The sequence below is a fragment of the Streptomyces sp. 142MFCol3.1 genome (assembly GCF_000424945.1).
Lineage (GTDB): Bacteria > Actinomycetota > Actinomycetes > Streptomycetales > Streptomycetaceae > Streptomyces > Streptomyces siamensis.
This window is the reverse complement of the sequence record NZ_AUKV01000023.1, coordinates 141,135-167,715: the sequence shown is the minus strand read 5'-3', so window position 1 is coordinate 167,715 and position 26,581 is coordinate 141,135. Positions and strand designations below refer to the sequence as shown.

The window sequence follows — 26,581 nt, the reverse complement described above, 5'->3', positions numbered from 1 at the left end:
CTGGGGGAGTTGCAGGCACGGCTGGACGCGGCCCGTGGGACGCGCGACCGGGTGCACAGTCTCCTGGAGGCGGTGCTCGCGGTGGGGCGGGAGCTGGATCTGGAGCAGGCGCTGCACAGCGTCGTCGAGGCCGCGGCGGCGCTCGTGGACGCCGAGTACGCGGCGCTCGGTGTCATCGGCCCCGACGGCAGGAGGCTGTCGGCCTTCCACACGGTCGGCGTCAGCGACGAGCAGATCGCCCGGATCGGCGCGTATCCGGAGGGGCACGGCATCCTGGGCGAGCTGATCCGCCGTCCCGAGCCGCTGCGCCTGGAGAAGATCTCCGAGCACCCCGCCTCCTACGGCTTCCCGCCCCATCATCCTCCGATGAAACCTTCCTCGGCGTCCCGATCCGGGTGCCCTTCGGGGCTGTGGTGAGCGGGCGTGTCGCCCCTGCTCGCGGCAGGTCGGGGAAGTCGGCCGCAGCGCCGTCCCTCACGTGCTCGGAGGTGCAGCTATGGCGGTGACGCCATGCATCGCGCAGCGTGGAGATGTGGGTGGCTGTTGAGCGGAGTGAGACCCCGGAAAAGGTGGGACCGATGAGCACGAATGTCTCTGAACCCAGGGTGGTGGTCGGTGTCGACGGGTCGTCGTCCTCGTTCGCCGCCCTGCGATGGGCTGTGCGTTATGCCGGTCTCGTCGGTGGCACCGTCGAGGCCGTCGCTGTGTGGGAGCTGCCGGGACTGTACGGCTGGTCGGCGCCCGCCGTGGACATCGACATCGACGAAGAAGAAGCCCGGGATCGGATGCTGCAGGAACTGACCGAGGTGCTCGGCGCGGAGGCGACCGGGTCGGTCCGGTCCCGCGTAGTGCACGGCAACGCCCCCGACGTCCTGTTGCGGGCCGCCGAGGGAGCCGACGTCTTGGTGGTCGGGAGCCGTGGCAGGGGTGGCTTCGCCCGTGCCTTGCTCGGCTCCGTCAGCCAACACGTGTCGCAGCACGCGGTCTGTCCGGTCGTGATCGTCCCTTCGGGGCAGCGGTGAGCGTCGCAGCGTGGAGAGGGAGCGGTCATGGACCGTCGGGTTGCCGCCGGGCGCCTGCTCGGATCCGGCAGAGGCTGTGCCGTCGGCCGCTCGGCGGAAGTCGGCCCACAACCTGTCCGCGCACCCGATGACGGCAGCGGGGGCGTGCGTGCACGGGCGTCGGAGCCCGCCCCTGCGCAGCGCGGATCGCTCCATGCCGCTCGAATGGGTACTACCGGACCCAGGCATGGGCTGTTCGGCCTCAGCGGCACGGGACTCGATCGTGATGGACTTGATGTGTCGGTTTCCGCGACCACATCGAGGAGGTACCGCGATGGTCACACCGACACGCAGGCAGAGGTTCCCCTTCCCGGACATTCCGGACTGGTTCGAGACGCTTCCGGCACGGTTCGCGATGCCCACTATGGGTGACCTGTACACGGTTCGCATCGAGGCCTACATGGAGGACGAACGCTACATCGTGCGGGCGGAGCTTCCCGGTATGTCGCCGGAGGACATCGACGTCTTCGTCAACGACGGGATCCTCACGGTCCAGGCCGAGCGCACCGAGCGGGATGTGGCGAAGAGCCACAGCGAGATCCGGTACGGCGTGATGAGCCGCAGCGTGACGCTGCCGCCGGGTGCGGACGAGAACGACGTCACTGCCGACTACACCGATGGAATGCTCACTATCCGCGTGGGCATGCGCTCCGAGAGGACGGAGGGCAAGCACGTCGAGATTCAGCGTGGCCACTGAAATCGTCGGGCGGGTCCGCCATGGGCCCGCCGTCGGTTTGCGTCGACATGCGCTCTCGCACCGACCGCATTCGCGTTCCTCGGATTCGCCGCTGTGGCACCGCCACGCTCGGGCTGGGAACGTGGAGTTGCCCCACTAGGGCCGTTCGGCTCTAGGCGCGGTCGAGGAGAGCGAAAGACTGGGGCACTAGGCAACTCGAGAAGGTCCGGAGGTCGCCGTGAATGAACATGAGCACTTCTCCACGGAGGCCGAGGCCAGGCGGGAACGGCCCTCCCAGCCCTGGAGCCCCGGCGAGGCCACACGGCAGGACATGCTGCTCCGCTATCTGGGCGCCGTCGCCACGGCGGCGGCCAGACATGCGGGTTCCGCGGGGCAGGCCCGTGCCACAGAGGCGGGTGAGACCGCCCGTACCGTTTCAACGTCGCCGAGGCCGGAGCCCCCGGAGGCGCTGCTGGTGAGAGATGTGATGGACGTGCCGGCCGCGTCCCTCCGAGAAGACATGCCGTACCGCGACATCGCTCGTCTCCTGGCGCGCGAGCAGGTGGGCGCGGTGCCGGTCGTCGACGACGAGGACAAAGTGGTGGGGGTCGTCTCCGAGTCCGATCTCCTGGCGAAGGTCGCCTTCGAAGTCGGCGGTCACCGCCCCGGTCGCATTGGCTGGCTGCGCGAGCGCCGGCTGCACGGCAAGGCTCGTGGTGAGACGGCGGCCGACCTGATGACGAGCCCGGCCGTCACGGTGATGGCGGGAGCGACCGTGGCCGAGGCTGCGTGGCTCGCGGCACTGGCACGCCTGAAGAGGCTCCCGGTCACCGACCACGAGGGTCGCCTGGTCGGCGTTGTGCCGCGCAACGCGTTGCTCCAGTCGCTGATCAGAGAGGACACAGGGATTCGCGCGGAAGTCGAGGCCAAGATCGATGCCTGCTGCCCACCTGGTGACCGGAAGAGCGTGGAGGTATCCGTCCATGACGGCATCGTGGAGCTGACGGGACGGGTGCCGTCGGCGACCATGGCTCGACTGGTGTCCGAAGTCGAGGACATCGCCGATGTCGTAGAGGTCAAGAACCTGCTCATCGCCGCCTGACCCTGCGGAGTTCATCGATATCAGGTGCCCGGGGTCTTCGCCTTGGCAGGTGGGGAAATCGTGTTTCAGGAGCCCCCGGCTCCGCCGCGCCAGCTCACGCCGGGGAGGGCTATCGTAGAAATCAATCTGTCCTGGGACCGGTGCAGGTGCTCTCGGGAGGTCAGGAGTGGTGGGATGGCCAGCCCCACGGAGCCCCGGATACAACTGCCACAGCTGAAGCTCGACGAGCTGTTGGAGGAGTTGCAGGCCCGACTCGACGTGGCACGTGGCACGCGCGACCGGGTGTACGGCCTGATGACGGCCGTGTTGTCCGTCGGTCGGGAGCTGGAGCTGGAGCACGTACTGCAATCCATAGTGGAGTCCGCCGCGGCACTCGTGAAGGCCGAGTTCGCGGCGCTCGGCGTTCTCGGCCCGGACGGCAGGACGCCTTGCGCTTACCACATCGTGGGTGTGAGGCAGGAGGATGTCGACGGGGCAGGCCGCTGCGGGGAGAAGCACGCCGGCGTCGGTGACCTGGACCGTCGCCCGGAGTCGCCCTGTCCGGAGAAGACTTCTCACCGGCCGGCCTCGTACGGCTTGCCGCCCGGCGAACGGCCCGTGAAGGACGTCCTGACCGTTCCCATCAGGGTGCGTGACGAGAACTTCGGCGATCTGTATCTGGCGGACAAGCACGGTGGGGTGCTTTTCGACGAGGAGGACGAGGCTCTGCTCTCCACGCTGGCGGTGGCGGCCGGCGTGGCCATTGACAACGCGCGCCTTTACGAGGACTCCCGTCTGCGAGAGCGCTGGCTGCTGGCGAACGCCGAGATAGCCCACAGTCTGATGTCCGGCAACGGCCGAACCGACGTCCTGAACCTGATTGCTGAACACGCGCGTGGGATCACCGGTTCGGCACTGGCGGCAGTGGCTACGCCCATGGAGGACACCCATTCCCTGACAGTGGAGATTGCGATGGGAGTGGACGCGGAGGCCCACCGGGGGCTGGTGTTGTCCGTGCAGGAAAGCCTGGTGGGTCTGGCGTTCACCGCCGTGGCCCCGGTCACCAGTGACGACGTTCAGCATGATGAACGGATTTCCCCCCAACCGCCGCGCTTCGGCGGGCTTGGACCCGCCGTAGCCGCCCCGATCGGCACCGGCGGCGCCGACGTGCGGGGCGTGGTGCTTCTGGCACGGAACTCAGGCCGGCCCGTGTTCTCGGGCAAGGAGACCGAGATGCTGCAGAATTTCGCCGCGCAGGCCGCCATCGCCTTGGAGTTGGCGGAGCGGCGGCGAGACACCGAGCAGATCGCGGTGCTCCAGGACCGGGAGCGCATCGCACGGGATCTGCACCACGTGGCCATCCAGCGGCTCTTTGAGGCTGGGATGACGTTGCAGAGCGTGGGCCGGCTTGTCGATCACCCCGAGGCCGCCGAGCGAATACTGCGAGCCGTGGACGAGCTGGACGAGACGATCAAGATCATCAGGTCGGCGATCTTCGGCCTTCGGGAGCGCGACGCCGCCGGGAGCGGCCTACGAGCTCGGGTCGTGGGCGTCGTGGACGAGATGGCCCCAGTGCTGAACTTCGGCCCCAGCCTGCGGATGGAGGGCCGGATCGACACCGACGTCTCGTGCGAGATCGCTGATCACGTCGTAGCCGTGCTCTCAGAGGCACTCACCAACGTCGCCCGCCACGCCCACGCCGATCGGGCCGACGTGGTGCTGGGCACCGATGACGACGAGGTGTTCTTGTCGATCTCGGACAACGGCGTGGGCATACCGCCGGACGGCCGGCGCAGCGGGCTGCGCAATCTGTCCGAGCGGGCGCAGGAGCTGGGCGGAGCTCTCGACATCTCCGACTTCGACGGTGCAGGGACCGAACTGCGCTGGCACGTGCCTCTCGGCTCCCCGCGGGGCAGGGAACGCTCCACACGCAGCACGGATCAGCGCGAGGTATAGGCCGTCCGTATCGGCAGCAGGCCCCTGCGCCGGGCCACTCGGCCCATGTCCGGTGAGGCTCGGCGGTGCAGTCTGTAGGTGTCGTACTGCGGCATCGAGCCTCTGGAGGACGTCATGCACGGTACTTCCGCCGTCGCGGGTCCGTCGGCCCCCCCGGTTTCGACTGTGATCCGGATCCTTCGGACGGTCGCGGACGCTCCCGGTCGGACGGCGGACGACGGCTGCCGACGTGTAAGTAGACGGAGACAGATGACATCGGGCAGGACCGCAGTCGGTGAGGAGCCGTCCGAAGAGGTCGCCGACCGGGCGACGTGACGAGAGGATGTGACGGGACATGGCTGAACAGGAAGGCACCACTGTGACGACCGAGCCGCCTCGTGGCGATCTGGGCCGGCGGCTTGCCGCGCGGCGTGTCGAATTGGATCTGACCCGAGGCGAGACAGCCGCCCGAGCGGGTGTGGACCCGAGCTACCTTGCCTACTTGGAGGGGCATCCCGGAGCCGCACCCAACCGGGGAACGCTGCTCAGCCTTGCGTCCGCACTCGAGACGACGGTCTCGGCGCTCGCGGGAGGTGACGTCGACCTGCCGCCTGGTCCTGGTCTGGCCGGGCACGATCCGAAGTTCACCGAGCTGAGCAGGACCGAGTGCGGCGATCTGCTCGCTACGCACGGTGTCGGACGGCTGGGCGTGTCGAGCCCGCGGGGTCCTGTGGTCATCCCTGTCAACTACAGCGTCGTCGACGGCACGATCGTCTTCCGGACCGCCCGCGGTACGACGCCGTCGTTGGCCGTCGGCTCTCCCGTCTCCTTCGAAGTCGATCGCATCGACGATGCGTTCAGCCAGGGCTGGAGCGTGCTCGTGCGTGGCCACGCACGGTTGGTGACGGACCTCGGCGAGGAGCGTCTGCTCGCGGCTCGGGTGTACAGCACGCCGTGGGCCGGCGGGCGGCGCAACTTGTGGGTGCGGATCGAACCCTATGACGTCACCGGACGCCGTATCACCGTCTGAGCGGTCAGCACGTCGCCGTTCGTACTTCGTACGTCGCCGTTCGTACGTCGGGAGGGCCGAGGCCGGAACCTCTCCGGCCGAGGCCCGCTCGTGCGGCGAGGTCTCAGAGCTTGCGCAGCCAGTCGTCGGTGATGCCGTGGACGGTCTGTTCGGCGGGCTGCAGGTGACTGTCGTCTATGCGGTAGGAGAGGTGGTCGACGACGTCCACGACGCCGTCGAGCCCGCGCGTCATGCGGACTGCGACGGGTATGTCACTGCGTCGTTCCAGTTGGCCCGTGAGAGTGACCACACCGTCCTGCACAGTCGCTTCGACGACGTGTGGGGGCAGCCAGAGCGTGTCGAGGAAGACCTCCTGCTGCACGGCTTGCCGGATGTCGTCGTCGGCCCGCAGGAAAACCTGGAGCAGGTCTCGGCGCGTGACGATGCCGACGAGCCTGTCCTCGTGGTCCACCACAGGCAGTCGTTCGATGCGCCGCTTTGCCATGAGACGGGCGGCCTCGGCGACCGTGGCGTCGTCGCGCACGGTGACGGCGGGCGTCGACATCACCCCGCCGGCAGTCCCGGCGCGGCTCTTGGCTGCGACGCGTCGAGCAGTTGAACCGAGCAGGCGCAGACGCCCCGTCCAGCTGTACGAGGTCTGGGGATCACGCGACTGACGCAGCATGAGGTCGGTCTCGGAGACCACGCCGAGGACCTTGCCGTCCACGTCGACCACCGGCAGTCCGCTGATGCGGTGCTCATCGAGCAGGCGCACGACTTCCTTGAACGGCGTCTCGTACCGCGCGGTGACGACGTCGTCGACCATGAGAGCACGTGTCTTCGTTGTCTTCACGGCCAATTCCCTTCCACAGTTGGGCGTTCGCCAACTCCTCGTCCGGGAGTCCGAGTTCAGCTTCCGGCGACGGTCGCGCGGTCCCCATGGGCCGAACGTCCTTGGGTGAGACCGAACTGCCCCTCCTCGCACGCCGCTTGCGGTGCGACGGTGGAATGAGCCCTCCGGCTGCCCGGGGGGACGGACTGACGCAGGACGGTGGGGACGATGACACTCGCCTCGGCCGTGGGTGTCGACGTCGGGTGGCGTTCGGTTCACGGCGGTGCGAGCTGCTCGCGACGTGATTCGGACGTCGGGCTCGGACGGCGAGCCCCACGCCAGACGTTCAAGGGCCCGGCCCCGGCCACGCTCGTGCACGCCTCGGCCGGAGCGAGCCTCGTCGTCATCGGCCACCGCCAGGCCGGGCGGCCCGCTGGGGCCTTGTACCGGACCCGTCACCCAGGCCGCGATCCGTCACGTCGGCCTGTGGCCCTCGTGCCCCACGCCTGAGAGCCGTGGACCGCGCCGAGCCGTTCGCCGTGCGACCGGTCGCGGCAGGGAGACCGCAGGTCTGGAGAAGGGGTCCGTTCCTCGCCCGATCCGGGCCAGCACGTTGGGGCGGTCCTTCGACACCGGCGGCGGGTCAGCCGATGCACCAGTTGGCGACGAGGTACGGAGGAGGGCAGGTCATGCCCCCAGTTCCATGCTGATCGCAGGAAGTTCATGGAGAGTGTTGTGGACGGTGCAATGTGAGGCGACCGCGAGCAGGGCTGCCCGGCGATCCGTGGGCAACGCGGGCGGAGGGACGATCACCAACCGTATCGACCCCACGCGCGCAGGCCGGTCGGCGGCCATGGTGAACTCGGTTCGCACCCGCAGCTCTGCGTGGGGCAGACCGTGCCGCTGGAGGTATCGGCCCGCGTAGAAGGCGACGCACGTGGCCAGGGAGGCGACGAACAGTTCGACGGGGGTCGGTGCCGTGTCCGTGCCGCCGGCTTCCTTGGGCTGGTCGACCACGAGTCGATGACCTCGGACGTCCACTGCGTAGGCGTCACCGTCCATCGGGGTGACTTCCAGGCGGTGTACGTCCGCTTCCTTCGGATCCCGCACGATCGGCGATTCCGTCGGTGTGCTCCTCATGGCCGGCCTCCTTGCATCCTGTCGTCGACTTCCAGTGGAGCGCTCACGGGACGCCGGGACGGAGGGGCCGACCGGGCAGGGACGGGACCGTTCGGCCCTCCTGCGGAGAGCCGCGTTCCACACGCATCATGGGCGAAGTCGTGCCTCGCCCGATCGAACGCCTCGAAGCCCGGCGGACGCGGCCGTGGAAGCCGCAGGTGACGGTCCGCCTGCTCGTGGTCAGGTCGCTCATCTCAGGGCCCGGACCGCGCACTCGAACGGTCCCGCATCAGTGAGCTCGGGCCAGACACGGCGGCGCGGTGCAGGCCATTACTCCGGCTCCGTGCAGGGACGCCGGAAGACGCGGGCCTGGTCGTCGGCGTGTGGGCGGATGACGGCCAGTGCCTGGTCCACCGCAGCCTGCACGGAACCGCTCGTGTCGACAGTGGTGGCCGCGGGCCAGGGCGGTTCCGCGGCGGCCAGTGCCGCGGCAATGTCGAGATCCGCGTCCGACGCTCCCCGGCCGCCCATGACAAGGCGGGTCGCCGCGACCTCGTCAGGAACCTGGCAGTGGAGCGCGACGAGATCGGAGTGGGTGGACTCGGCCACGCGCAGCGCCGCCTCGCGCTGTCCCGCGTCGTGCCAGGTGGCGTCCAGGACGACGGACTCGCCCCGGGACAGCAGTGCCGACGCACGGTCGAGCAGGGTCTCGTACGTCCTGGTGGTCCATTCGGGGGAGTACAGCCCCTCACCGTAGGCCGCGGCAGCCGACTGCTCGGCCGGAATACCCGCCAGCTCCTTCCGCAGGCGGTCGCTGCTGAGGAGCGTGACCCCGAGGCGGTCCGCAAGGGCGCCCGACAGCGTCGACTTCCCGCTGCCCGGCAGGCCGCCGACGAGAGTCAGGCCGACTGCGGCGGCGCGCAAGTGGCGCAGCGTGGCCGTGATCAGGCGGTCGGCCGTCGCATCCGCTCCGGGGGCACCCTGGCGGGCCTGGAGCAGTGAGACCTTGGCCCGGACGAATGCCCGGTAAGCGACGTAGTGATGGCGCAACGAGGGGGGCGCGGGATCGCCGGAGTACTCGCTGTACGCGGCGAGGAAGAGGGTGGCGGCCTCCGGAGCACCGAGCTGTTCCAGGTCCATGGCGAGGAACGCGGCGTCGTCGAGGCCGTCGACGTACCGGAGCCGGTCGTCGAACTCCATGCAGTCCAGCACGCGTGGGCCGTCGTCGAGGCAGAAGACGTCTTCGGCGAGCAGGTCCCCATGGCCGTCGACCACCCTCCCCTGATCGATCCGCGCGTCGAACAAGGGCTCGCGGCCGGAAAGATACCGGCGCACCAGGCGCTCGATCCCGTCCAGCTCAGTCGGTGCTGTGCCGTCGTCGAACAGCGCACGGACCTGGGCGAAGCTTGCTTCCCAGCGCGACGACAGCGCATCGCGTGTGCCCTGCTCGGCGACTTTCGGGCCGCGAGGTGCCCTCGCGTGACAGGCAGCAAGGAGGCGGGCAACGGCCCGGAGGGCGTCGTCGACGGGCGCACCCTGCTGTACCAGCCGGGCGAGGCGACGCTCGGCCGGTAGGCGGCGCATCACCACGACGGGCTCGGCTTCCTCCGAATCCGGCCCCCGGAATTCGCCCAGGCCGAGATAGACATCGGGAGCGAAGCGCCGGTTGAGGGCGATCTCCCGCTCGCATGTGGTGCGGCGCGCGGCCAGCGTCCTGTGGTCGAGGAACGTCAGATCGACGGGCTTCTTCAGCTTGTACACCCTGTCCCCGATGAAGAGAAGCACAGCAGTGTGGGTCTCGATCACCTCCGCACGCCGGCTGGGTACAGTCATGAGGCACCACGGCTACGGGACAGCCCGTGTGAGCGGCGGCAGCGTGGACCGCGGGGCCCGGGACCGGTGGCATGCCGACGAGTCTGGAGCTCCGCCTGAGCGTGCTGAACGATCTGCCTCGTCAGGTGGTTCTGATCGACTTCCAACGGGACGTCGGTCTGCGTCGGAGGCAGTAGGAACCACGCGTGCGGGAGACGCAGAGGGAGACCGCCGTTCTGCGTCGTCGACGACCCCCCGCGCGGCGGCGGACTGTCGGTCGAGCCATCGAGACCGACGGTGACGGCTCGTTCCATGGCGGCTGCCTCCATCGCTTGGGGAGCTGGAAGAACGGGGAGCTCCGGCGCCGATCGGCGCTTAACAACGAGGACTACCTCATGTCTCCTCGCGGCGCATGTGATGGCGGTGAGGAGCCGATCGGCGCCTCGAGCCCGTGATGAACGACGTGACGGGCTCCCGGCGTTCGGCACCGAAGGACCGAGGCCGCCTCGGGACCTGGGCACGTCGGGAGGCACGTCGGTCCGGCGAAACGCCCGGCGGTGGCACCGCGCGCCCCGTGTCCCGTGGAATCCCGCCGCGGTCTCGGTTGCCGAAGAGCCCGGATGGCCCGTCGCCGGGGACGTTCGGCCCCATGACGGGACCCCGCCCTTGCCGGAGGGTGGTGAGTGAGTCGGATGTGGCCGGGGGACGCACCAGCAGCGGCTGGAGGCAGACCATGAGCGCACAGGATTCCCCTCAGGCGTGCGGCCCCGAGCAGCCGCGCCCGCAGGGACAGGCCACGGGCAGGAATCCGCTGAAGCGCTCGTCGGACCGGGTCGAAGCCTGGTGTTCAGGCCTGATCGCGGTGGTACTCGCCATCGGCCTGCCCATGGCCTCGCTGAGTGTCGGCCTGGCGAGCTACCGGTCCGCCATGCGCATCGTCGAGACACAGTCCGCCGAGCGCCACCAGGTCACCGCCCGAGTGACGTCGACATCCCCAACCGCCGCCGGAAGCGCAACGGACCGCAAGCAGAACGCGCGGCTCAGCTGGACTGATCAGGACGCGACACAGCGGACTGTGGTTGCCCCCATACCGCAGGACAAGACGGTGGGCTCCACCGTGAGGATCTGGGTGGACCGTGAAGGGGCAGTCCAGGATCCGCCGCTGTCCGCGTACAACGCCACGGCCACCGGTTGGCTGATGGGTGGTGTGACAGCGGTCGGCGTGTTCGCCCTCGCCGGCGCGGCTCGGAAGAGCACGCGCCGCGCGCTGGACCGGAGAAGGTACGCGCGGTGGGACGCGGAATGGGAGCGAGTCGAGCCGTTGTGGTCCACCCGGTTCCACAGCTGACGGGGCCCGCACCGACCGCGGCGACGCGGCGCCCATGGTCCACAGCGACGACAGCCGACCTGCACAAGTCTTGGCCGACGTCGCGGACGTGCCGAGTCACGAGCGGAGCCGTTCCGGAGCTCGGCGGTCCGTGACGAGGGAAGGAGCACAGTGATGGTGCACACCGAGGAATGGAAGGTTCGGCTCTATCTCTTCGAGAAAGAAGGGACGACCACGGCACGGGTGGTGTTGGACACCGGCACGAACGAATTGACCGGCCACGGTGTGGCGCACCGCAATCCCGTCGACTCTGACGTGCCGGAGATCGGCGACGAGCTGGCGGCGGGCCGTGCCCTGAACGACCTCGGACGGCAGCTGGTGGGCGTGGCCGACCGCGACATCGAAGGCATGAATCCGCCATCGGAGGGGCGCAGCGCCGGCCCGAGGACCGGCTGGCCCATGCCGGACCAGACGCCAGAAGGATGATTCCCGCACTCCGGGGAGGGGCCGGCTCGACCCCTTGCCCGAAGTGCCGCGACGGGTCGGCTGCCGACACGACGCCGACCGGGTGATCAGGTGGTGTGCCCTTCCGGCCCGCCGGTGTCGGCCGACTCGCCGGTGAGCTGAGGCTCGACGTCCACGACACCCTCGATGGCGCGCACGAGCCGCACGGCGACCGAGATGAGGGAGGTGTCGCGTATGTGCCCTCGGAGGGTGACGACCCCCTCGTGCACGGTCACGTGGATGGCGTGGCTGAACGCCGGGAAGAGGTAGGACACCACCGTGCGGCGTACCTCCTCCTCGATGTCGTCGTCCGGCCGCAAGAAGACCTTCAGCAGATCGGCGCGGCTCACGATGCCCTCGAGCATGCCCAGATCGTCGACGACGGGCAGCCGCTTGACATGCCGGACGGCCATGATCCGGGCGGCTTGCGCCAGCGTTGCGTCGGGGTGGACCGTGATGGCGGGAGTGCTCATGAGTTCCGCCGCCGTCGTGGCCCCGGCTTTGGCGACGTCGGACAGCCGCAGTCGCTGCCCGGACAGGCTCTGCTGCTCTTCGTGGAACTCCTCCTTGAACAGGAGGTCGGCTTCCGAGACGACACCGATGACCCGACCCTCGCCCTCCAGCACCGGCATGGCGCTGACCTTCCACTCCTCCATGGTCTGCACGATCTCCTTGAAGGGCGCGTCACGTCCGACAGCCACGACGGTCTGGGACATCACGTCGCTCACAATGTGCGGAGTCTCAGGCATTTCGTACCACCTCGTCTCGTGCTCCCGTCAGGGGACGTCGCCGGCGCCGTGGGGCGCGTAGAGGTCGAGTATCCGGATCCGGGCGGAGCGGAGCCGACGCGCGAGCACGCCGGACACGTACGTGCACAACTCGTGATCCAGCTGCGGGTTCCTTTCGCACATACTCCGTACCGTCGCCGCGTCGAACTCGAGAGCGCGTACAGGGCTGGTCGCCTCGGCCCCCAGATGCCAATGATGGGGAGGCACCAGCCAGGACCAGCCCACGAGCCGTCCCGGGCCGAGGGTCTCGACGACCACCCCCGGACGGCCGGGGACCCGAAGGTCGAGAGCGACCGTGCCCGTGTGGATGATCCAGAAGTGGTCGGCCGATCCGCCCTCCTCGAAGATGCGCTCACCGGCGTCGAAGGACACCTCACGCGCGAGCGCCATCAACTGATCGCGATGCTCCTTCGTCATGGCGCCGAAGACGCCGGCCCTCGCAACCACGGCAGCCTTCCCTTCCTCGACGGGGGCTTTCGCCGGCTCTCCATTGGGTCGTACTACTCCACGATCGTCGTAGACGGGTCTCGTGCAACTCCGGCGAGGAAGGGTCTGTGTCCTGCCCGGCCGCGAGGTGGTCGCGACCGCCGCCGGTCGTGGTCGTCCATCGGTGGTCCGGGGGCGCACGAACCGGGGCACCGGATTCCACGGCGGATGCGGTGACGTGGGCGCTGTGGATCGGCTCCGACCAGGTGGCGCGCCGCGCGCGTAGACGCATGCCGATGGAGACATCTGCCGACCGTCACCACGTGGTGACGGCTGGACTGCTGAGGCGTGGCGGTCGAGTCGATCCGGCAGGCTGCCAGAACCTGCTACGAAGAGGCGGGAAGGACCCTACCCGCTTCTCGCGGATCCTGATTGCGCCGGTGCGCGGACGCCAGCCGTTACCCCGCGCCTTTCCGAGGTCCTTCCCGTCACCTACAGCACATCATGTGAACGCCCGGGCCGCCAGGGCCGATCGGCCCCGGGCACGACCGTGCGCTGCCGTAGAGACATCACCGGCCGTTGTCGGACACCTCGCAAATGAGTACGGGGCACCGCGGCAGGCGCCACTCCACTCGGTGTGCGCAGGGACCGCGAAGAACCCACACTTGCTTCAGGACAACCTGTTCGGGGCGGGTCCACCTCCAGGGTCCTCCCCACGGGCGTCCCGAGGCTCGAAGGAGACGGCCATGACCATCGCGCGGGAAATCATGCACGCCGGAACCACGTGCGTGCAGGAGAACGAGACGCTGGAAGAGGCGGCGCGCCGGATGCAGGAGCTGGACGTCGGAGCTCTCCCCATCTGCGGTCCGGACGACCGGTTGCACGGGATCATTACCGACCGTGACATTGTGGTGAAGTGTCTCGCAAAGGGTAAAGACCCCAAGACCATGACGGCGGGTCACCTCGCTCAGGGCAAGCCGGTCACGATCGACGCGGAGGCCGACGCGGACCAGGTCCTCCGGGCCATGGAAGAGCACAGGATCCGCCGACTGCCCGTCGTCGACAACCATCGCCTGGTCGGCATGATCAGCGAGGCGGACCTCGCACGTAGGCTGCCGGAGAAGCAGGTGGGCCATTTCGTCGAGGCGGTCTGCGCGACGACTTGACCCGGCTGTCGCCGTCGTCCGGATACGGGCGTTCTCGCTGAGCGGCGCACGTTCTCGCGCTCGATCGTCTCGAACGAGGAAGAACTGTTGTGCGCCGCCTCGCGCGTGAACGAGGTTGTCATCCAGGTGAGTACGACGCTGTGGCCGCGCATCGCCCTTCAGCCGAGGACCGCATCGATGTCCACGTCCAGGAAATGGGCCGAGCACGAGATGCATGGGTCGTGGTTCCGGATGGCCCGTTCGCACAGGCGGGCGAGGTCAGCGTCGGACGAGACGCCCCGGGCCAGGGCGTTCTGGACGAGCAGCCGCAGATCTTCCTCGATCGCGCCCTGGTTCTGCGCGGTCGGGGGGACGAGGAGGGCGTCCGTGATCCGCCCCTCGTCGCTGAGCCGGTAGCGGTGATAGAGCAGGCCGCGTGGTGCTTCGGTCGCGCCGTGTCCCACACCTGCCCGGGGCGGCACCTCGACGTACGGCCGGGGTGGAGGTTCGTACGCGCTGATGATCCGAAGGGCCTCCTCCACGGCGTACACGACCTCCACAGCGCGGACGAGGATGCTGCGGTAGGGGTTTTTGCAGACGCCGCGCCGTGACGTCGCGCCCGTGTCGGAGACGGCCAGAGGGGGATCGCCCAGTCCCGCTTCTCTCGCGGCCTGGCGGGCTGAGGGGGAGAGCAGATGGCCGCTGATGGCGTAGCGGGCGAGGGAGCCGGTCAGGTGGCGGCGGCCGTCCAGCCGGGCGTGCAGCGCGGTGGAGTGGGGGACCTGCTGCTCTGTGACGTGTTCGGGGAAGTGGCGTAGCGGAAAGTCGTGGGGCGCCGGCGTGTGGTCGGCCGGGAGGACGGTGGGTACGCCCGACTCGATCGCGTAGGTGTCCGGCTCGGCCAGGGCCAGCAGGTCGGCGTCGCACTCGGCATGGGGGAAATCGAAGCCGGCGACCCAGCGCACGGTGTCCCAGGCGTCGTCGAGCGCCACCCGCAGGCGCTCGGCGAGGGGGCGGAGTTCCGAGCGGGCAGGGGTGCGGTGGAATCCGCCGAGACGCACGTTGACCGGATGGATCGCACGTCCGCCGAGTACCTCCATGACGGCGTTGCCCGTCTGCTTCAGACGCAGGCCGCGCTCGACGTGTTCGGGATGGGTGCGCGCCATGGCGATGAGATCCGGGTGGCCGAGGAAGTCCGGGGCGTGCAGCAGATACATGTGCAGGGTCTGGCTCTCGATCCACTCCCCGCAGTACAGCAGACGACGCAGGGCCGCGAGTTGCCCGTCCACGACGGCTCCGCACGCGTCCTCGATGGCACGGCAGGCGCTCAGCTGGTAGGCGACAGGGCAGATCCCGCAGACGCGCGAAGTGATGTCAGGAGGTTCGGTGTGCGCGCGGCCCCGGAGGAAGGCCTCGAAGAAGCGCGGGGGCTCGTAGATCTTCAGGCTGGCCTCGACGACGGTGCCGTCGATGATCCGCAGTCGCAGCGCGGCCTCACCCTCGACGCGGGCGATCGCGGGGATGCGGAGAACCCGTGATCGGGCGGCAGGCTCGGTCATGACCGGTCGTCCTCCACCGCGGTGAAGCTGGTGACGTTGAACGTGTGCAGAAACCTCGCTACGTCGTCCTCGTTCATCCCGTTGTACTGCAGGACGGGGATGAGGGCGGGCAGATTCGTTGTTCCGGCAGGTCCGAAGCAGCCGTAGCAGCCGCGCCCGTAGGTGGGGCAGAGGGCTCCGCACCCGGCGTGGGTGACGGGGCCCAGGCAGGGTGTGCCGTGGGCGACGAGGACACAGACGTTACCGCGTTGCTTGCAGGAGAAGCAGACGCTGTGGTTCGGGATACCGGGCTTGCGTTCGGCGAGGAAGGCGGTGATGACCTCCAGGAGCTGGGCGCGGTTGATGGGGCAGCCACGCAGCTCGAAGTCGACGGGCACATGAGCGGAGATCGGTGTGGAGGTGGCGAGGGTCTCGATGTAGTCGGGGCGGGCGTAGACCGTCGCCAGGTACTCCGCCACGTCGGCGTAGTTCCTCAGTGCCTGGACCCCGCCGGCCGTGGCGCAGGCACCGATGGTGACGAGGTAGCGGGACTCGGCGCGGATACGCTGGATGCGTTCCACGTGTTCGGGGGTGGAGACCGACCCCTCGACGAGCGACAGGTCGTACGGTCCGGAGGCCACATCGCTGGATGCTTCCAGGAAGTGAGCGATCTCCAGATCGTGGGCGATGCCGAGCAATTCGTCCTCGCAATCGAGAAGCGTGAGCTGACAGCCGTCGCACGAGGCGAACTTGAACACGCCGAGCCGGGGGCGGGCGTGCTCTGCGGGCGAGGTGCGATCGGTCATCTCACAGCTCCCGTACGTCGAGAAGATGCTCGGCCACGTCGTAACCGACCACGGGGCCGTCGCGGCAGAGCAGCAGGGGACCGAGCTGGCAGTGCCCGCAGTGGCCGGTGGCGCAGCGCATGTTGCGTTCCAGCGACACTCGGACACGGTCCGCGCGAACGCCCCGGTGGATCAGCTGCCGGGCTGCCGCGCGGATCATGACTTCCGGACCGCAGAGGAATGCCGTGGTGTGCGCCGGTGCGAAGTGCGCTTCGTCCAGCAGCGCGGTGACGACCCCGACCCGTCCGGTCCAGCCGCGGATGGGCAGGTCGACCGTGACCGCGCCGAACGGGTGTTTCCATCCGGGGAACTCGTCCTGGTACAGCAGATCATCGGGTGTCCGGGCCCCTGCGAGCACGTTCAGCCGTCCGTACGCATGAGGTCCGGTCAGGACGGCGTCGATCAGGGGACGCAGCGGGGCGAGTCCGATACCGCCCGCGATGACGAGCACATCGTGTCCTCGGGCGGCCGATACGTTCCAACTGGTTCCGAACGGGCCACGCACCCCGACGCTCGCGCCTTCCGGGAGACCGCACAGTGCGCGTGACACAGCACCTACCGCACGGACCGTATGGCTGAGCCGCTGCTCCTCGACCGTGCGGGACACCGAGACGGGGATCTCGCCGACGCCGAATGCGTAGACCATGGCGAACTGACCTGGCATGAATGGCTGCAGGCTCTCGCCGACGGGTTCCAGGTCGAGCGTGACGACATCGGCCGTCTCGCGGCGACGGCCCACCAGGCGGTAGGGGAGAGGGACGGTCGTCATGGCCGCGGTCCACTTGCCTGCGGTCCGTACAGGTCGAGCAACCGGGTGCGCGTGGCACGCAGCCGGTCGCCGATCGTCTCGGCGACGAGGGTGACCAGTACCAGGCCGAACGCGGGGTCTGTGGTGCACAGCTCCCGCACTTCGGCGGCGTCGAACTCCCAGGCCGACACCGGGTCTTTGGTCTCGGCCCCGAGGTGCCACTGGCGTGGCGGGCACAGCCATGACCAGCCCAGAAGGCTGCCCACCCCGATCGTCTCCACGACGGCGCGGCCGCGGCCGGGAATCTGCACGTCGAGTGCGACGCCGCCCGTTCGGATGATCCAGAAGCGGTCGGCCGTTCCGCCTTCCTCGAAGAGCCGGGTGGTCCCGGGGTAGTCGACCTCGTGTGCGAGGGTCATGAGCCGTTTGCGGTGCTCCGGGGGCAGCGCCGCGAGGATGCCCGCTGCTGGTGGCGTTGTCGCGCGCGATGTCACGGTGCCGTACCCCTGTCCGCAGCCTCCCGGTGCAGGGCGTGCGCTTCTTCCGTGAGGTCGATGCCGGTGGGACACCAGACGATGCAACGGCCGCAGCCGACGCAGCCGGAGCTGTCGAACTGGTCGTGCCAGGTGCCGAGCTTGTGGGTGAGCCACTGACGGTAGCGGCTGCGCGGAGACGCGCGGACGGGGCCGTCACGCAGGAGGGTGAAGTCCAAGTCGTAGCAGGAGTCCCAGCGACGCCAGCGCTCGGCGTGGTCGCCGGTCAGATCGGTGATGTCCTCGGTGGTGGTGCAGAAGCACGTGGGGCAGACCATGGTGCAGTTGCCACAGCTCAGGCAACGAGAGGTGACGTCGTCCCAGCGCTCGGCCTCCAGGCTGTCCCGCATGAGAGTCCGCAGATCGACCGGCGGCATCGACCGGCCCATTCGCTCGGCAGCCCGGCTCACGGCCTCGGAGGCTGCGGTGCGGGTGGCGTCGTCGGACGGCCGGCGGGGGAGCTCGGCGAGTACGTCCGCGCCCTCCTCGCTCCCGCTCCGGCAGAGGAAACGGTGCCCCCTGTGGTCCAGCACTTCCGTGAGGGCAAGGTCGTAATCGGCGTCGACGGCAGGCCCCGTGCCCATGGAGACGCAGAAACAGGTGTCGCCCGGCTCAGTGCACTCGACTGCGATCAAGAACGCTCCGGAGCGCCGGGAGCGATAGGCGGGATCTGCGTATCGGCCACCACTCATCACCCGGTCGAGGATCCGGATGGCCCGCAGGTCGCAGGGTCTCACTCCGAGGAACGCGTACGAGACGCTCTGTGGCTCGTCCTGGCAGATGGTCAGCTCTCCGCCGCTCCCACGCTCGGCAGACCACTGTCGGACGCGCTCGGGGTGCAGGAAGGACTTCCAGGACTGCGGCCCGGCACTGTGCGCGAACACAGCGACGTCGTCCCTCTCTCGGAGCCGGTATTGTCCTGCCGCCAGTTCGACGCCCCAGCCGTGAGGGAGTTCGTCCCCACTGTCCAACTCGGCAAGAACAATGGCGTGGTCGCGTACCGTGGGGCCGATCACGGTCCGGCCGCGTTGCTTCAGGACATGTACGAGTGCGTCGAGGCCGTCGGTGTCGAGGACCGCTTGGCTGTCCCCGGGGTGAGTCATTGGTGTTCCCCTCTGGACTGGCTTTCCGCCTGCTGGAAGGAAGACGCTCTGGCGGCTGTCACGTTGCTGACAGGGTGTCAGTCATCCGGGCCGAATGAATCGAGGCCCTCCGGCGTGTCTCGCCAGGGGCCGGAGGTGGACGAGGCCGCGGGGGATTCGCGCAGAGCGGCCTCGGCGTGCCGCATGAGGTCCGCCTCGATGCGTTCGGCCAGAGGCTGTACCGCCCGCGCCACTGAAGGGGTCAGCCCCGTGCCCAAGGACTGGCTTGCTCCTTCGACCGCGTACACGATGAGCCGGCGCGGACACCTCCCGAGGCTGTGGGCGAGGTGCACCGCCTCGACCAGACCGAAGCCGTGTGTGCTGTGCCGCATGGGAGCGAAGGGGGCGCCGGAGGCGGGGTCCGGGCACCAACGGTGAGTCCGCCCGGGACATGCGGGAGACGGGAAACAAGCGTCGACGACCACCGTCAGGCCGGTGCCTTCCCACAGTCCGATCAGTCTGCCGGGGTCCCCGTCGCACTCATGGAGCACGGCGCCCGGTGGCAACGGTCGAACCATGGCTCGCTCCTTCAGCAGCGCGACCACGGCCGGCCCGACGCCGTCGTCCCGTCGGAACGCATTGCCCACCCCGACGACTGCCGAACTGGTGAAAGCCGTCACGCGTCCGCCCTTCCGTCCGGCTATGTCGGCCCACGCGATGCGAGGCTCAATCTCCTCGGATGCGGGCATGCAGATGCATGTCGTGTCGGCCGTCGTCGTGCACGGCGGCGCTGCGTTTGGTGCCTTCCAGAAGGTAGCCGGACTTGGTGGCGACCCTGCACGAGGCATGATTGCGGGTCGAGTGGTCCAGCTCCAGCCGGTGGAAGCCAATCACGTCCAGGGCCCAGGCGGTGAGCGCCCGGAGGCCGTGCGAGGCCGCGCCCGCGCCGCGGGCGGCCGGGAGCACCCAGTAGGCCACGTCGGCTGTGCCGTCGTCGAAGTCCAGACCGCGCAGTGCGATCCGGCCGAGCACCCCCTCACCGGCGCGAGTGATCGCCCAGTGGCAGCCCTTCTCGCGTATCCAGTCCCGGCGATACGCGGCGAACCATTCCCGGACCTGGTCCTCGGAGCGGGGCCGACGCGTGTGCCAGCGGCGGATCTCGTCATCCTGATAAGCAGACAGGAACGCCGGCGCGTCGGATGCTTCCCAGGGGCGCAGCAGCAAGCCCCCGGTGGCGGGGAGCGTGGGTTGGGGCAGGCCGCCGAGCAAACCGGAAGCAATGACGGGCGGCGTCGACAGAGCGCGAGTCATGCACCATGATCTCCTGATGCCGGCCGCACACGCCAGCGGTCCGTCGACCGGCGCACTGGACATCGGCAGACGAGGGCCGCGGGACGTCGGTCCCGGTGTTCCCCGCCGTGGCGGATCGTACGAGGTGGCCTTGCCCGCGACTTGACCTTTCACGGCGCCGGCGTGTCAGTGTGCCGGGGAACTGCCCGGACAGCGCGGTCGGCCCGGCGCGAGTGTCCAGTGCCGTTGTCGAGGCCGGCATCAGCGCCTTCTGCTTCTTCGTCGACATGGCCGTCTGGTGGGGCACTGTTTCACGCGCGTGCTGATGCGGGTGAGCGGCTCAAGGCGCCCGGCGGGCGGTGATGCCCCTGCGTATGCCGTAAGCCGCGATGCCGGCGACGAGGACCATGGCTCCCCACGCGACGGAGGCGGCGGGCAGCGTGAAGGCCAGTACCAGGCAGCCGGCCAGGCCGACCGCGGGGACGATGCGGGGTGGACGGTTCTCGTCCCGCGTGAGTGTCCAAGCGGAGGCGTTGGCGATGGCGTAGTAGACGAGGACACCGAAGGAGGAGAAGCCGATCGCGCCGCGTACGTCGGCCGTGGCGGCGACCATCACGACCAGGGCGCCCACCAGCAGTTCGGCGCGGTGCGGCACCTGAAAGCGCGGATGAACGGCAGCCAGGACGTGGGGCAGGTGCCGGTCGCGGGCCATCGCCAGGGTGGTGCGGGAGACACCCAGGATCAGGCCGAGCAGGGAGCCGAGCGCGGCGACGGCCGCCCCGCCCCGTACGAAGGGTGCCAACCAGTCCACGCCTGCTGCCCGCACCGCGTCCGACAGCGGTGCGGCCGCCTCGCCCAGCCCGTCGGGGCCGAGCACCGTCAGGACGGCGACTGCCACGGCCGTGTACACGACCAGGGTGAGGCCGAGGGCGAGCGGGATGGCGCGGGGGATGGTGCGCGTGGGGTCGCGGACTTCTTCGCCGAGGGTGGCGATGCGGGCGTATCCGGCGAAGGCGAAGAACAGCAGGCCCGCCGCCTGCATCACGCCGGTGACGGTGGCATCGGAGCCGACACCCAGCCGGCCCGCGTCCGCTGTCGCCGAGGTGAGGCTCGCGACGACGACCGCCGCCAGCACCGCCAGCACGACCGCGACAACGAGCCGGGTCAGCCACGCGGCCTTCTGGATTCCGGCGTAGTTCACCGCGGTCAGCGCCACCACCGCGGCAGCCGCCACCGCGTGGGCGTGATGGGGCCACACGTACGAGCCGACGGTCAGCGCCATGGCCGCGCAGGAGGCGGTTTTGCCGATCACGAAGGCCCAGCCGGCCAGGTAGCCCCAGAAGTCTCCGAGGCGTTCACGGCCATAGATGTAGGTGCCGCCCGAAGCCGGATAGCGGGCTGCCAGCCGGGCGGAGGAGGTGGCGTTGCAGTACGCCACCACCGCGGCCACCGCCAGACCGGCCAGCATTCCGGAGCCGGCCGCGTGGGCGGCCGGGGCGAGCGCCGCGAAGATGCCCGCGCCGATCATCGATCCCAGTCCGATGAGGACGGCGTCGCCGAGGCCGAGCCGCCTCTGGAGCTGAGGTGACGCCGTCTGGGCGGGCTGACTCATGACGTTCCTCCGTCTTCCGGCCGGAGCGTCGGGCTCCCGAAAGCAAAGTACATCAATTCAAATTGATGTACTTTGGCTTCGTGAGGCCCTCGAATCCCGCCGCCCCGGCGTTCGTGCACCTGGCCGCCCACCCGCTCCGGTGGCAGCTGCTGACCGAGCTGGCCGCGAGCGACTACCGGGTTCGTGAGCTGGTGGAGCGGGTCGGTCAGCCGCAGAACCTGGTCTCCTACCACCTGCGGCTCCTGCGAGGCGGCGGGCTGGTCACCGCCCGCCGCAGCAGCTTCGACGCCCGCGACAGTTACTACCACCTGGATCTGGCACAGTGCGCCCGCGCGCTCGCCGACGCCGGTACCGCCTTGCACCCGGCGCTGGGTTTCGTCCCCACTCCGCCGTCGCCCTCGCCGACACAGCAGAGGCGCCCCGCCGTCCTGTTCACCTGCACGGGCAACAGTGCCCGCTCACCGATCGCCGAGGCACTGCTGCGCCACCGCGCCGACGGTCGGGTCGAGGTGACCAGCGCCGGCAGCCACCCCAGACCCCGCATCCATTCCGCCGCTGTACAACTCCTGCGGGAGCAGCACGGCATCGATATCTCGGGGCAGCGTCCACGACACCTGGACACCCTGGTCGGCCGCCGGTTCGATTACGTGATCAGCCTGTGCGACAAGGTCCGCGAGGCGTGTCCCGACTTCGGCGGCCAGCCACGGCTGGTCCACTGGAGCATCCCCGACCCCGCCGCAGCCAGTGACCCCGACCCGGTCGGCCACGCGGCATTCGTCCGCACGGCAGCGGAGATCGGCACCCGTATCCGCTACCTGCTGCCGCTGCTCATCCCCACGCCACAGGAGGTTCAGCCGTGACCACGCCCGACCAGTTTGCCGGCGTCCGCTACCTCGTCGACGACGTCCAGGCTGCCGTCGACTTCTACACCACCCACCTGGGCTTCACCCTGCGCACCAGCGCCGCTCCAGCCTTCGCCGACGTGACGCGCGGGTCGCTGCGGCTGCTGCTGTCCGGCCCGGCCAGCTCCGGCGCCCGCGCCACCCCCAGTGACCTCGGCGCCGGGGGCAACCGCATCCACCTGATCGTCGACGGCCTCGACACCGAGGTCGACCGGCTGCGCAGCGCCGGACTCGCCTTCCGCAGCGATGTGGTCTCGGGCCCCGGCGGACGTCAGATCCTGCTCGCCGACCCCGCCGGCAATCTCGTCGAACTGTTCGAACCCGCGCGCTGAGGCACAGTTGTAGAGGGGCCCCGCCCAAGCCCTCGGCGCGACGGCAACGTGACCCGTCAGGTCCACGTGACGGCTTTGCAACGGAGAGCGGACAGCGTCTCGACCCGGCACTTCACCGGCTGTGCGCAGCGCAACTTTCCTTCTCTATCCGGGAGTTGTTTCGTTGCCGCCGTCACCCGTGTCGCCGGCGTCGGTGTGGAGCGAGTACGCGGGCTCGGTGTGGGCACCCCACCGGGAGGGCTTGGAACCCATGGCGAAGTCCAGGGTTCGGCCGGAGATGATCTGGTTTGTGCGCTGACCGTGCCGATCGGGATCTTGGTCCCGATCGGCACGTCATCAACTGCGGCCGGTGGTGTCAGCCGAGATGCCGGGCAAGGAACTGAAGGGTGCTCTCCAGCTCGTGGGCCGGAACCTCGCCGTGCTTGCCCGGGTTGGCGTGCAGGGTCTTCTCGGCCGAGGCCAAGGCGTCGAACAGTGCCAGGCCTTGGTCTCGTGGCACCCGCTCATCGTCCCACTGCAGCAGGAACTGCACCGGAACGGTGATGTGCCCGGCAGGCTCGGCTGACGCCAGCGCTCCACCCAGTCCCAGTACCGCAGCGCGCACACGGGATTCGGCGGCGACGAACGGTACGCCGAGTCCACACCCCAGCGACACACCCCAGTAGCCCACGGGACCGGCGCCGACGTAGTCGAGTTGCTGAACCGCATCCAGAACCGTCTGCCATTCCGGGACGGTCTGGCGCGCCACGAGTGCCTGGAAGTCGGCCATCAACGGGGCCAGCTCCTCGCCGGCCGCCACACGCGCCTGGTTTTCGGTCACGATCCGGTCGTAGTTCTCCTCTGTGGGCCGGTCACCGTGGCCAGGCACGTCCACGGCCACCACCGCGAATCCCCATCTGGCGACCAAGGGGTGGGCCAGGGCCAGGATGTCAGGATCCTTCTTGTGCCGGCCGCCGCCGTGTCCCATCAGGATGAGGGGCCGAGTGCCGACGGCTGCTTCCGGGGTCCAGAGGACACCGGGTATCCCGCCGAGCGTGAAGAGTTGTTCGCGGACGCCGTCACCCGACGTCGCGGTGCCGAAACGCATAGCCATTCTGGCCTTTCGGGATGCCTTCTGCGGGCACTCCCCAGACCATGCGAGAGAGGGAGCCCCGACCTGTCATAGCGTTGATCGGTCTCACCTCCAAAGCTCGTAGTGGTGCACGGCGCAGTGAACCTAGCATGCAGACCCTCAACTACGCACGCATGCAATTTGGTTGACGCCTGGTGAGTGACGCGGACAGGCGACCAATGAGCCGGACGAATGGGATGCCACGAACTGAGCCCTGAGCAGTGAGCCTTCAGAAGATCTACGCCAGGTCAGCTGGTCGTTCCCAGCGGTTGCCCAGGCGACGGAGGCCGCGACGTCAGGTGAAGGTGCACTCGACCATCGTTGGAATCCCCGTGCGTTGATACCATGGAGATTGCACACCGGCCTCCCGCTCAAGATCCGAGCGGCCCGTCGCAGGCACACTCGGAGTCCCTTCATGGCATTGCACCGGTCGCTCGCCCATCCCTTCAGCACCAAGAGTCCCGTCTGGTTCGCGTCCTCGCTGGCACTGTCGCTCGCGGTGGCGGGAGTGGGGGGTGCGCAGATCTCGCAGGCCGCCATCATCGACCCGTCCGGGGCGCCCAACAACTTCGCGGCGAATACGTGTGCCGACAGGACCTTCAGGGCGATGTCAGTGCCGCAGCGTGTCGGTCAGCTCTTCATGGGATCGGTCACGCCGTCCGCTCCGGACAGCACGCGCATCGACCTCATGCGCAAGTACCACGTCGGCTCGGTGTTCCTGGCCGGCCGCAGCAGTGCCGGAACCACGGCGACCAACACCCTTGTCCAGGGTCTGCAGGCCAAGGCTGACAGCGCGGCAGGGCACCGTGTGGGCCTTCTGGTGTCGACGGACCAGGAGGGTGGACAGGTGCAGGTGCTGAGCGGGCCCGGTTTCTCGACCATCCCGAGCGCCCTGACGCAGGGAAGCTGGACGACGTCGAAGTTGCGTGGCGAAGCCGCCGTATGGGCCAAGGAGCTCAAGGCAGCCGGTGTGAATCTGAACCTGGCCCCCGTCGCGGATGTCGTACCCGAAAGCCTGGGCAGGGCCAACGCCCCGATCGGCCGGTACGACCGCGAGTTCGGATACACCGCTGCGACCGTGGCCCCCCACAGTGACGCGTTTCTCGCGGGCTCCGCCCAGTCCGGAGTGCTGGCCACGCTCAAGCACTTTCCGGGACTCGGTAACGTACGAGACAACACCGACACCACGGCCGACGTCGTGGATACCGTGACAACGCGCGAAAGTTCGAGCATCACGACGTTCGCGTCCGGGATCAAGGCCGGAGCGCCGTTCGTCATGATCTCGTCCGCCACCTACAGCAAGATCGACCCGAATCACCGGGCCGCGTTCTCGTCGACGGTGGTTCAGGGACTGCTGCGCAAGACTCTGGGCTTCAAGGGCGTGGTCGTATCGGACGATCTCGGCAACGCGGTGGCAGTCAAGGCCGTACCCGCGGGCGACCGGGCGGTGAAGTTCCTGTCAGCCGGCGGTGACTTGGTCCTCACGGTCGAACCGAACCTGATCCCGGCCATGACCAAGGCGGTACAGAGTCGCATGACACAAAGCGCGACCTTCCGCGTGCAAGTGGATGCGAGCGTCCATCGCGTCCTGAACGCCAAGCAGAAGGCAGGCTTGCTGTCCTGCGGATGACCCGGACGCTCCGGGGTCTTGGGCATCCGCTCGATGCCGTCGTCCGCCGGGGTCGTGGGGCAGGCGGGCATTCGACGACAGGCTCAGAGAGTGGTGCGATAGAACTCGGCCGCGGTGAAGGCGGCGGGGACGCCGAGTTCGGCGGCGACCGCGGTGATCGCGGCGTCAGCGATCGCGAGGTCGACCTGGCCGTCGCTGCTGAAGTGCGGTGAGATGAACGCGTCGTAGTGCGCTCGGACTTCGTCGGGGGTGTGTCCGCCGAGGAACGTCTGCATGTATCGCACCGTGGTGTCGGGGTCGTTGCGGATCACCTTCAGGGCACGGCGGTGCGCTCGGAGCGCGGTGCGGGCGTCGACCGGATCGGGAAAGCCGGGTCCCGTGTGCGGGGGCGAGGTGTCAGTACATGGCCATGCCGCCGTTGACCGCGGCGGTGGTGCCGGTCATGAAGGCACTGTTTTCGTCGGCGTAGAAGGCGACTGCTTGGGCGACGTCGGCCGGGCGGGCCAGGCGGCCCAGTGGGGTGGCTGCCACCTGCCGCTGCCTTGTGTTGTCGTCGAGCAAGTGACTGGCCATGCGGGACTCCACCGGTCCGGGCGCTACGACGTTGACTGTGATGCCCTGCGGGCCCAGTTCCTGGGCGAGGTAGCGGGCGAACTGCTCCAGTGCGGCCTTGGCCGTCCCGAGTGCGATCATGCCTTCCCGGGGCCGACGGCTGAGACCGGTGCCGAGGTAGATGATGCGTCCCCAGCCCTGTGCGGTCATGTCGGGCAGGACGGCTTTGGTGAGCGTGAACGCCGCGTGCATCTCGGCGTCGAGCTTGCCGCCCAGTTCGTCCCACGTCATGTCCCCGAACGACTTGACGGCATACGGGATGAGCGCGTTGTGCACGAGTACGTCGACGCCGCCCCACGACGCCCGCACCTGCTCGACCATGCTGTCGACGGCCGATGCTTCGCGTACGTCGGCCTGTACGGCCATGGCCTGACCGCCGGCGGCCTCGATGCCGGCCACGGCCTCCTGGGCCGCCTTGTCGTTGCTGAGGTAGTTGACCACCACGCGCATACCTCGCTCCGCCAGAACGCGTGCGGTGGCCGCACCGATTCCGCTGCCGGCCCCTGTCACCAGAGCCACTCTGCCGTCTGTACCGGTCACGGGCTCACCTCCTCGTCGTCATGGGCCGCCGCAATGACCGCCCCGAGTCGTTCGTCGTCGATGCTGGTGTGGGGCGGAGGTGAACGGGAAC

The 26,581-nt window shown here is 69.0% G+C and carries 27 protein-coding genes and 1 pseudogene; 12 read left to right on the top strand and 16 right to left on the bottom strand.

Going from position 1 to position 26,581, the window contains the following annotated elements; genetic code table 11:
- The 6 genes and pseudogenes from H305_RS0130670 to H305_RS0130645 all read left to right on the top strand — a co-directional run.
- Positions 1-398 (top strand): annotated as a pseudogene (locus H305_RS0130670) (GAF domain-containing protein); the annotation flags it as partial.
- A 180-nt stretch (positions 399-578) separates the two neighbouring features.
- The gene (locus H305_RS0130665) at positions 579-1,022 is read left to right on the top strand and encodes a universal stress protein (protein ID WP_028803819.1); all 444 of its coding nucleotides are present in this window, start codon (positions 579-581) and stop codon (positions 1,020-1,022) included.
- Positions 1,023-1,335: 313 nt separating this feature from the next.
- Positions 1,336-1,758, top strand: a complete 423-nt coding sequence (locus tag H305_RS0130660) for an Hsp20/alpha crystallin family protein (protein ID WP_028803818.1) — start codon at positions 1,336-1,338, stop codon at positions 1,756-1,758.
- A 217-nt stretch (positions 1,759-1,975) separates the two neighbouring features.
- Positions 1,976-2,839: a CBS domain-containing protein gene (locus H305_RS0130655; protein WP_028803817.1), complete on the top strand. Its 864-nt coding sequence runs from the start codon at positions 1,976-1,978 to the stop codon at positions 2,837-2,839.
- Positions 2,840-3,013: 174 nt separating this feature from the next.
- Positions 3,014-4,774, top strand: a complete 1,761-nt coding sequence (locus H305_RS47490) for a GAF domain-containing protein (RefSeq protein WP_051371115.1) — start codon at positions 3,014-3,016, stop codon at positions 4,772-4,774.
- Between the two features lie 334 nt (positions 4,775-5,108).
- Positions 5,109-5,783 (top strand): helix-turn-helix domain-containing protein, encoded by a 675-nt coding sequence (locus H305_RS0130645; protein WP_028803816.1) that lies wholly within the window; start codon positions 5,109-5,111, stop codon positions 5,781-5,783.
- Between the two features lie 103 nt (positions 5,784-5,886).
- On the opposite strand, the gene H305_RS0130640 is transcribed toward H305_RS0130645, so the two are convergent.
- From H305_RS0130640 to H305_RS0130630, 3 genes are all read right to left on the bottom strand, one after another.
- On the bottom strand, positions 5,887-6,615 hold the full coding sequence (locus H305_RS0130640) for a CBS domain-containing protein (RefSeq protein ID WP_028803815.1): 729 nt from the start codon (positions 6,613-6,615) through the stop codon (positions 5,887-5,889).
- Between the two features lie 666 nt (positions 6,616-7,281).
- Positions 7,282-7,734, bottom strand: a complete 453-nt coding sequence (locus H305_RS0130635) for an OsmC family protein (protein WP_078629313.1) — start codon at positions 7,732-7,734, stop codon at positions 7,282-7,284.
- A gap of 309 nt (positions 7,735-8,043) precedes the next feature.
- Positions 8,044-9,546 (bottom strand): AAA family ATPase, encoded by a 1,503-nt coding sequence (locus H305_RS0130630; RefSeq protein WP_051371112.1) that lies wholly within the window; start codon positions 9,544-9,546, stop codon positions 8,044-8,046.
- Positions 9,547-10,258: 712 nt separating this feature from the next.
- On the opposite strand from H305_RS0130630, the gene H305_RS0130625 reads away from it, so the two are divergent.
- Positions 10,259-10,873: a hypothetical protein gene (locus tag H305_RS0130625; protein ID WP_028803812.1), complete on the top strand. Its 615-nt coding sequence runs from the start codon at positions 10,259-10,261 to the stop codon at positions 10,871-10,873.
- 153 nt (positions 10,874-11,026) lie between these two features.
- Positions 11,027-11,338, top strand: coding sequence for a DUF1876 domain-containing protein (locus H305_RS0130620; RefSeq protein ID WP_028803811.1), 312 nt, complete (start codon positions 11,027-11,029; stop codon positions 11,336-11,338).
- An 86-nt stretch (positions 11,339-11,424) separates the two neighbouring features.
- On the opposite strand, the gene H305_RS0130615 is transcribed toward H305_RS0130620, so the two are convergent.
- Complete coding sequence (locus H305_RS0130615) at positions 11,425-12,105, bottom strand: CBS domain-containing protein (protein ID WP_028803810.1); 681 nt, start codon at positions 12,103-12,105, stop codon at positions 11,425-11,427.
- A 27-nt stretch (positions 12,106-12,132) separates the two neighbouring features.
- Positions 12,133-12,561: a cyclic nucleotide-binding domain-containing protein gene (locus tag H305_RS0130610; RefSeq protein ID WP_028803809.1), complete on the bottom strand. Its 429-nt coding sequence runs from the start codon at positions 12,559-12,561 to the stop codon at positions 12,133-12,135.
- Between the two features lie 755 nt (positions 12,562-13,316).
- Here H305_RS0130610 and H305_RS0130605 point away from each other — a divergent pair.
- Positions 13,317-13,736: a CBS domain-containing protein gene (locus H305_RS0130605; protein ID WP_028803808.1), complete on the top strand. Its 420-nt coding sequence runs from the start codon at positions 13,317-13,319 to the stop codon at positions 13,734-13,736.
- A gap of 158 nt (positions 13,737-13,894) precedes the next feature.
- Here H305_RS0130605 and H305_RS0130600 read toward each other — a convergent pair whose 3' ends face one another.
- From H305_RS0130600 to H305_RS0130565, 8 genes are all read right to left on the bottom strand, one after another.
- Positions 13,895-15,274 carry a Ni/Fe hydrogenase subunit alpha gene (locus H305_RS0130600; RefSeq protein ID WP_028803807.1) on the bottom strand — a complete coding sequence of 460 codons (1,380 nt, stop codon included), beginning with the start codon at positions 15,272-15,274 and terminating at the stop codon, positions 13,895-13,897.
- Positions 15,271-16,059 (bottom strand): oxidoreductase, encoded by a 789-nt coding sequence (locus tag H305_RS0130595; protein ID WP_028803806.1) that lies wholly within the window; start codon positions 16,057-16,059, stop codon positions 15,271-15,273. The genes H305_RS0130600 and H305_RS0130595 overlap by 4 nt, the downstream gene beginning before the upstream one ends.
- A 1-nt stretch (position 16,060) precedes the next feature.
- On the bottom strand, positions 16,061-16,867 hold the full coding sequence (locus H305_RS0130590) for an FAD/NAD(P)-binding protein (protein ID WP_028803805.1): 807 nt from the start codon (positions 16,865-16,867) through the stop codon (positions 16,061-16,063).
- Entirely contained in the window at positions 16,864-17,340 is a 477-nt protein-coding gene (locus H305_RS0130585) for a cyclic nucleotide-binding domain-containing protein (RefSeq protein WP_028803804.1), read from the bottom strand. The genes H305_RS0130590 and H305_RS0130585 overlap by 4 nt, the downstream gene beginning before the upstream one ends.
- Entirely contained in the window at positions 17,337-18,482 is a 1,146-nt protein-coding gene (locus H305_RS0130580) for a 4Fe-4S dicluster domain-containing protein (protein WP_028803803.1), read from the bottom strand. The genes H305_RS0130585 and H305_RS0130580 overlap by 4 nt, the downstream gene beginning before the upstream one ends.
- A 77-nt stretch (positions 18,483-18,559) precedes the next feature.
- Positions 18,560-19,210, bottom strand: coding sequence for a hydrogenase maturation protease (locus H305_RS0130575; protein WP_078629312.1), 651 nt, complete (start codon positions 19,208-19,210; stop codon positions 18,560-18,562).
- Positions 19,188-19,772 carry a GNAT family N-acetyltransferase gene (locus tag H305_RS0130570; RefSeq protein WP_028803801.1) on the bottom strand — a complete coding sequence of 195 codons (585 nt, stop codon included), beginning with the start codon at positions 19,770-19,772 and terminating at the stop codon, positions 19,188-19,190. Before H305_RS0130570 ends, H305_RS0130575 begins: the two co-directional genes overlap by 23 nt.
- Before the next feature lie 319 nt (positions 19,773-20,091).
- On the bottom strand, positions 20,092-21,363 hold the full coding sequence (locus H305_RS0130565) for an APC family permease (protein ID WP_028803800.1): 1,272 nt from the start codon (positions 21,361-21,363) through the stop codon (positions 20,092-20,094).
- Positions 21,364-21,443: 80 nt separating this feature from the next.
- Here H305_RS0130565 and H305_RS0130560 point away from each other — a divergent pair, with 80 nt between their 5' ends.
- On the top strand, positions 21,444-22,223 hold the full coding sequence (locus H305_RS0130560; RefSeq protein WP_028803799.1) for an ArsR family transcriptional regulator: 780 nt from the start codon (positions 21,444-21,446) through the stop codon (positions 22,221-22,223).
- On the top strand, positions 22,220-22,597 hold the full coding sequence (locus tag H305_RS0130555; protein ID WP_028803798.1) for a VOC family protein: 378 nt from the start codon (positions 22,220-22,222) through the stop codon (positions 22,595-22,597). Before H305_RS0130560 ends, H305_RS0130555 begins: the two co-directional genes overlap by 4 nt.
- 355 nt (positions 22,598-22,952) lie before the next feature.
- Here H305_RS0130555 and H305_RS0130550 read toward each other — a convergent pair whose 3' ends face one another.
- A complete protein-coding gene (locus H305_RS0130550) occupies positions 22,953-23,684 on the bottom strand; it encodes a dienelactone hydrolase family protein (RefSeq protein WP_028803797.1) in 732 nt (243 codons plus the stop codon).
- Positions 23,685-24,123: 439 nt separating this feature from the next.
- Between H305_RS0130550 and H305_RS47485 the strand changes: the two genes are divergently transcribed.
- A complete protein-coding gene (locus H305_RS47485; RefSeq protein WP_078629311.1) occupies positions 24,124-25,338 on the top strand; it encodes a glycoside hydrolase family 3 N-terminal domain-containing protein in 1,215 nt (404 codons plus the stop codon).
- 83 nt (positions 25,339-25,421) lie between these two features.
- Here the strand turns inward: H305_RS47485 and H305_RS0130540 are convergent, their stop codons facing one another.
- On the bottom strand, positions 25,422-25,613 hold the full coding sequence (locus H305_RS0130540; protein ID WP_199791472.1) for a hypothetical protein: 192 nt from the start codon (positions 25,611-25,613) through the stop codon (positions 25,422-25,424).
- 121 nt (positions 25,614-25,734) lie between these two features.
- A complete protein-coding gene (locus H305_RS0130535; RefSeq protein ID WP_028803795.1) occupies positions 25,735-26,490 on the bottom strand; it encodes an SDR family NAD(P)-dependent oxidoreductase in 756 nt (251 codons plus the stop codon).
- Between the last annotated feature and the right edge of the window lie 91 nt (positions 26,491-26,581).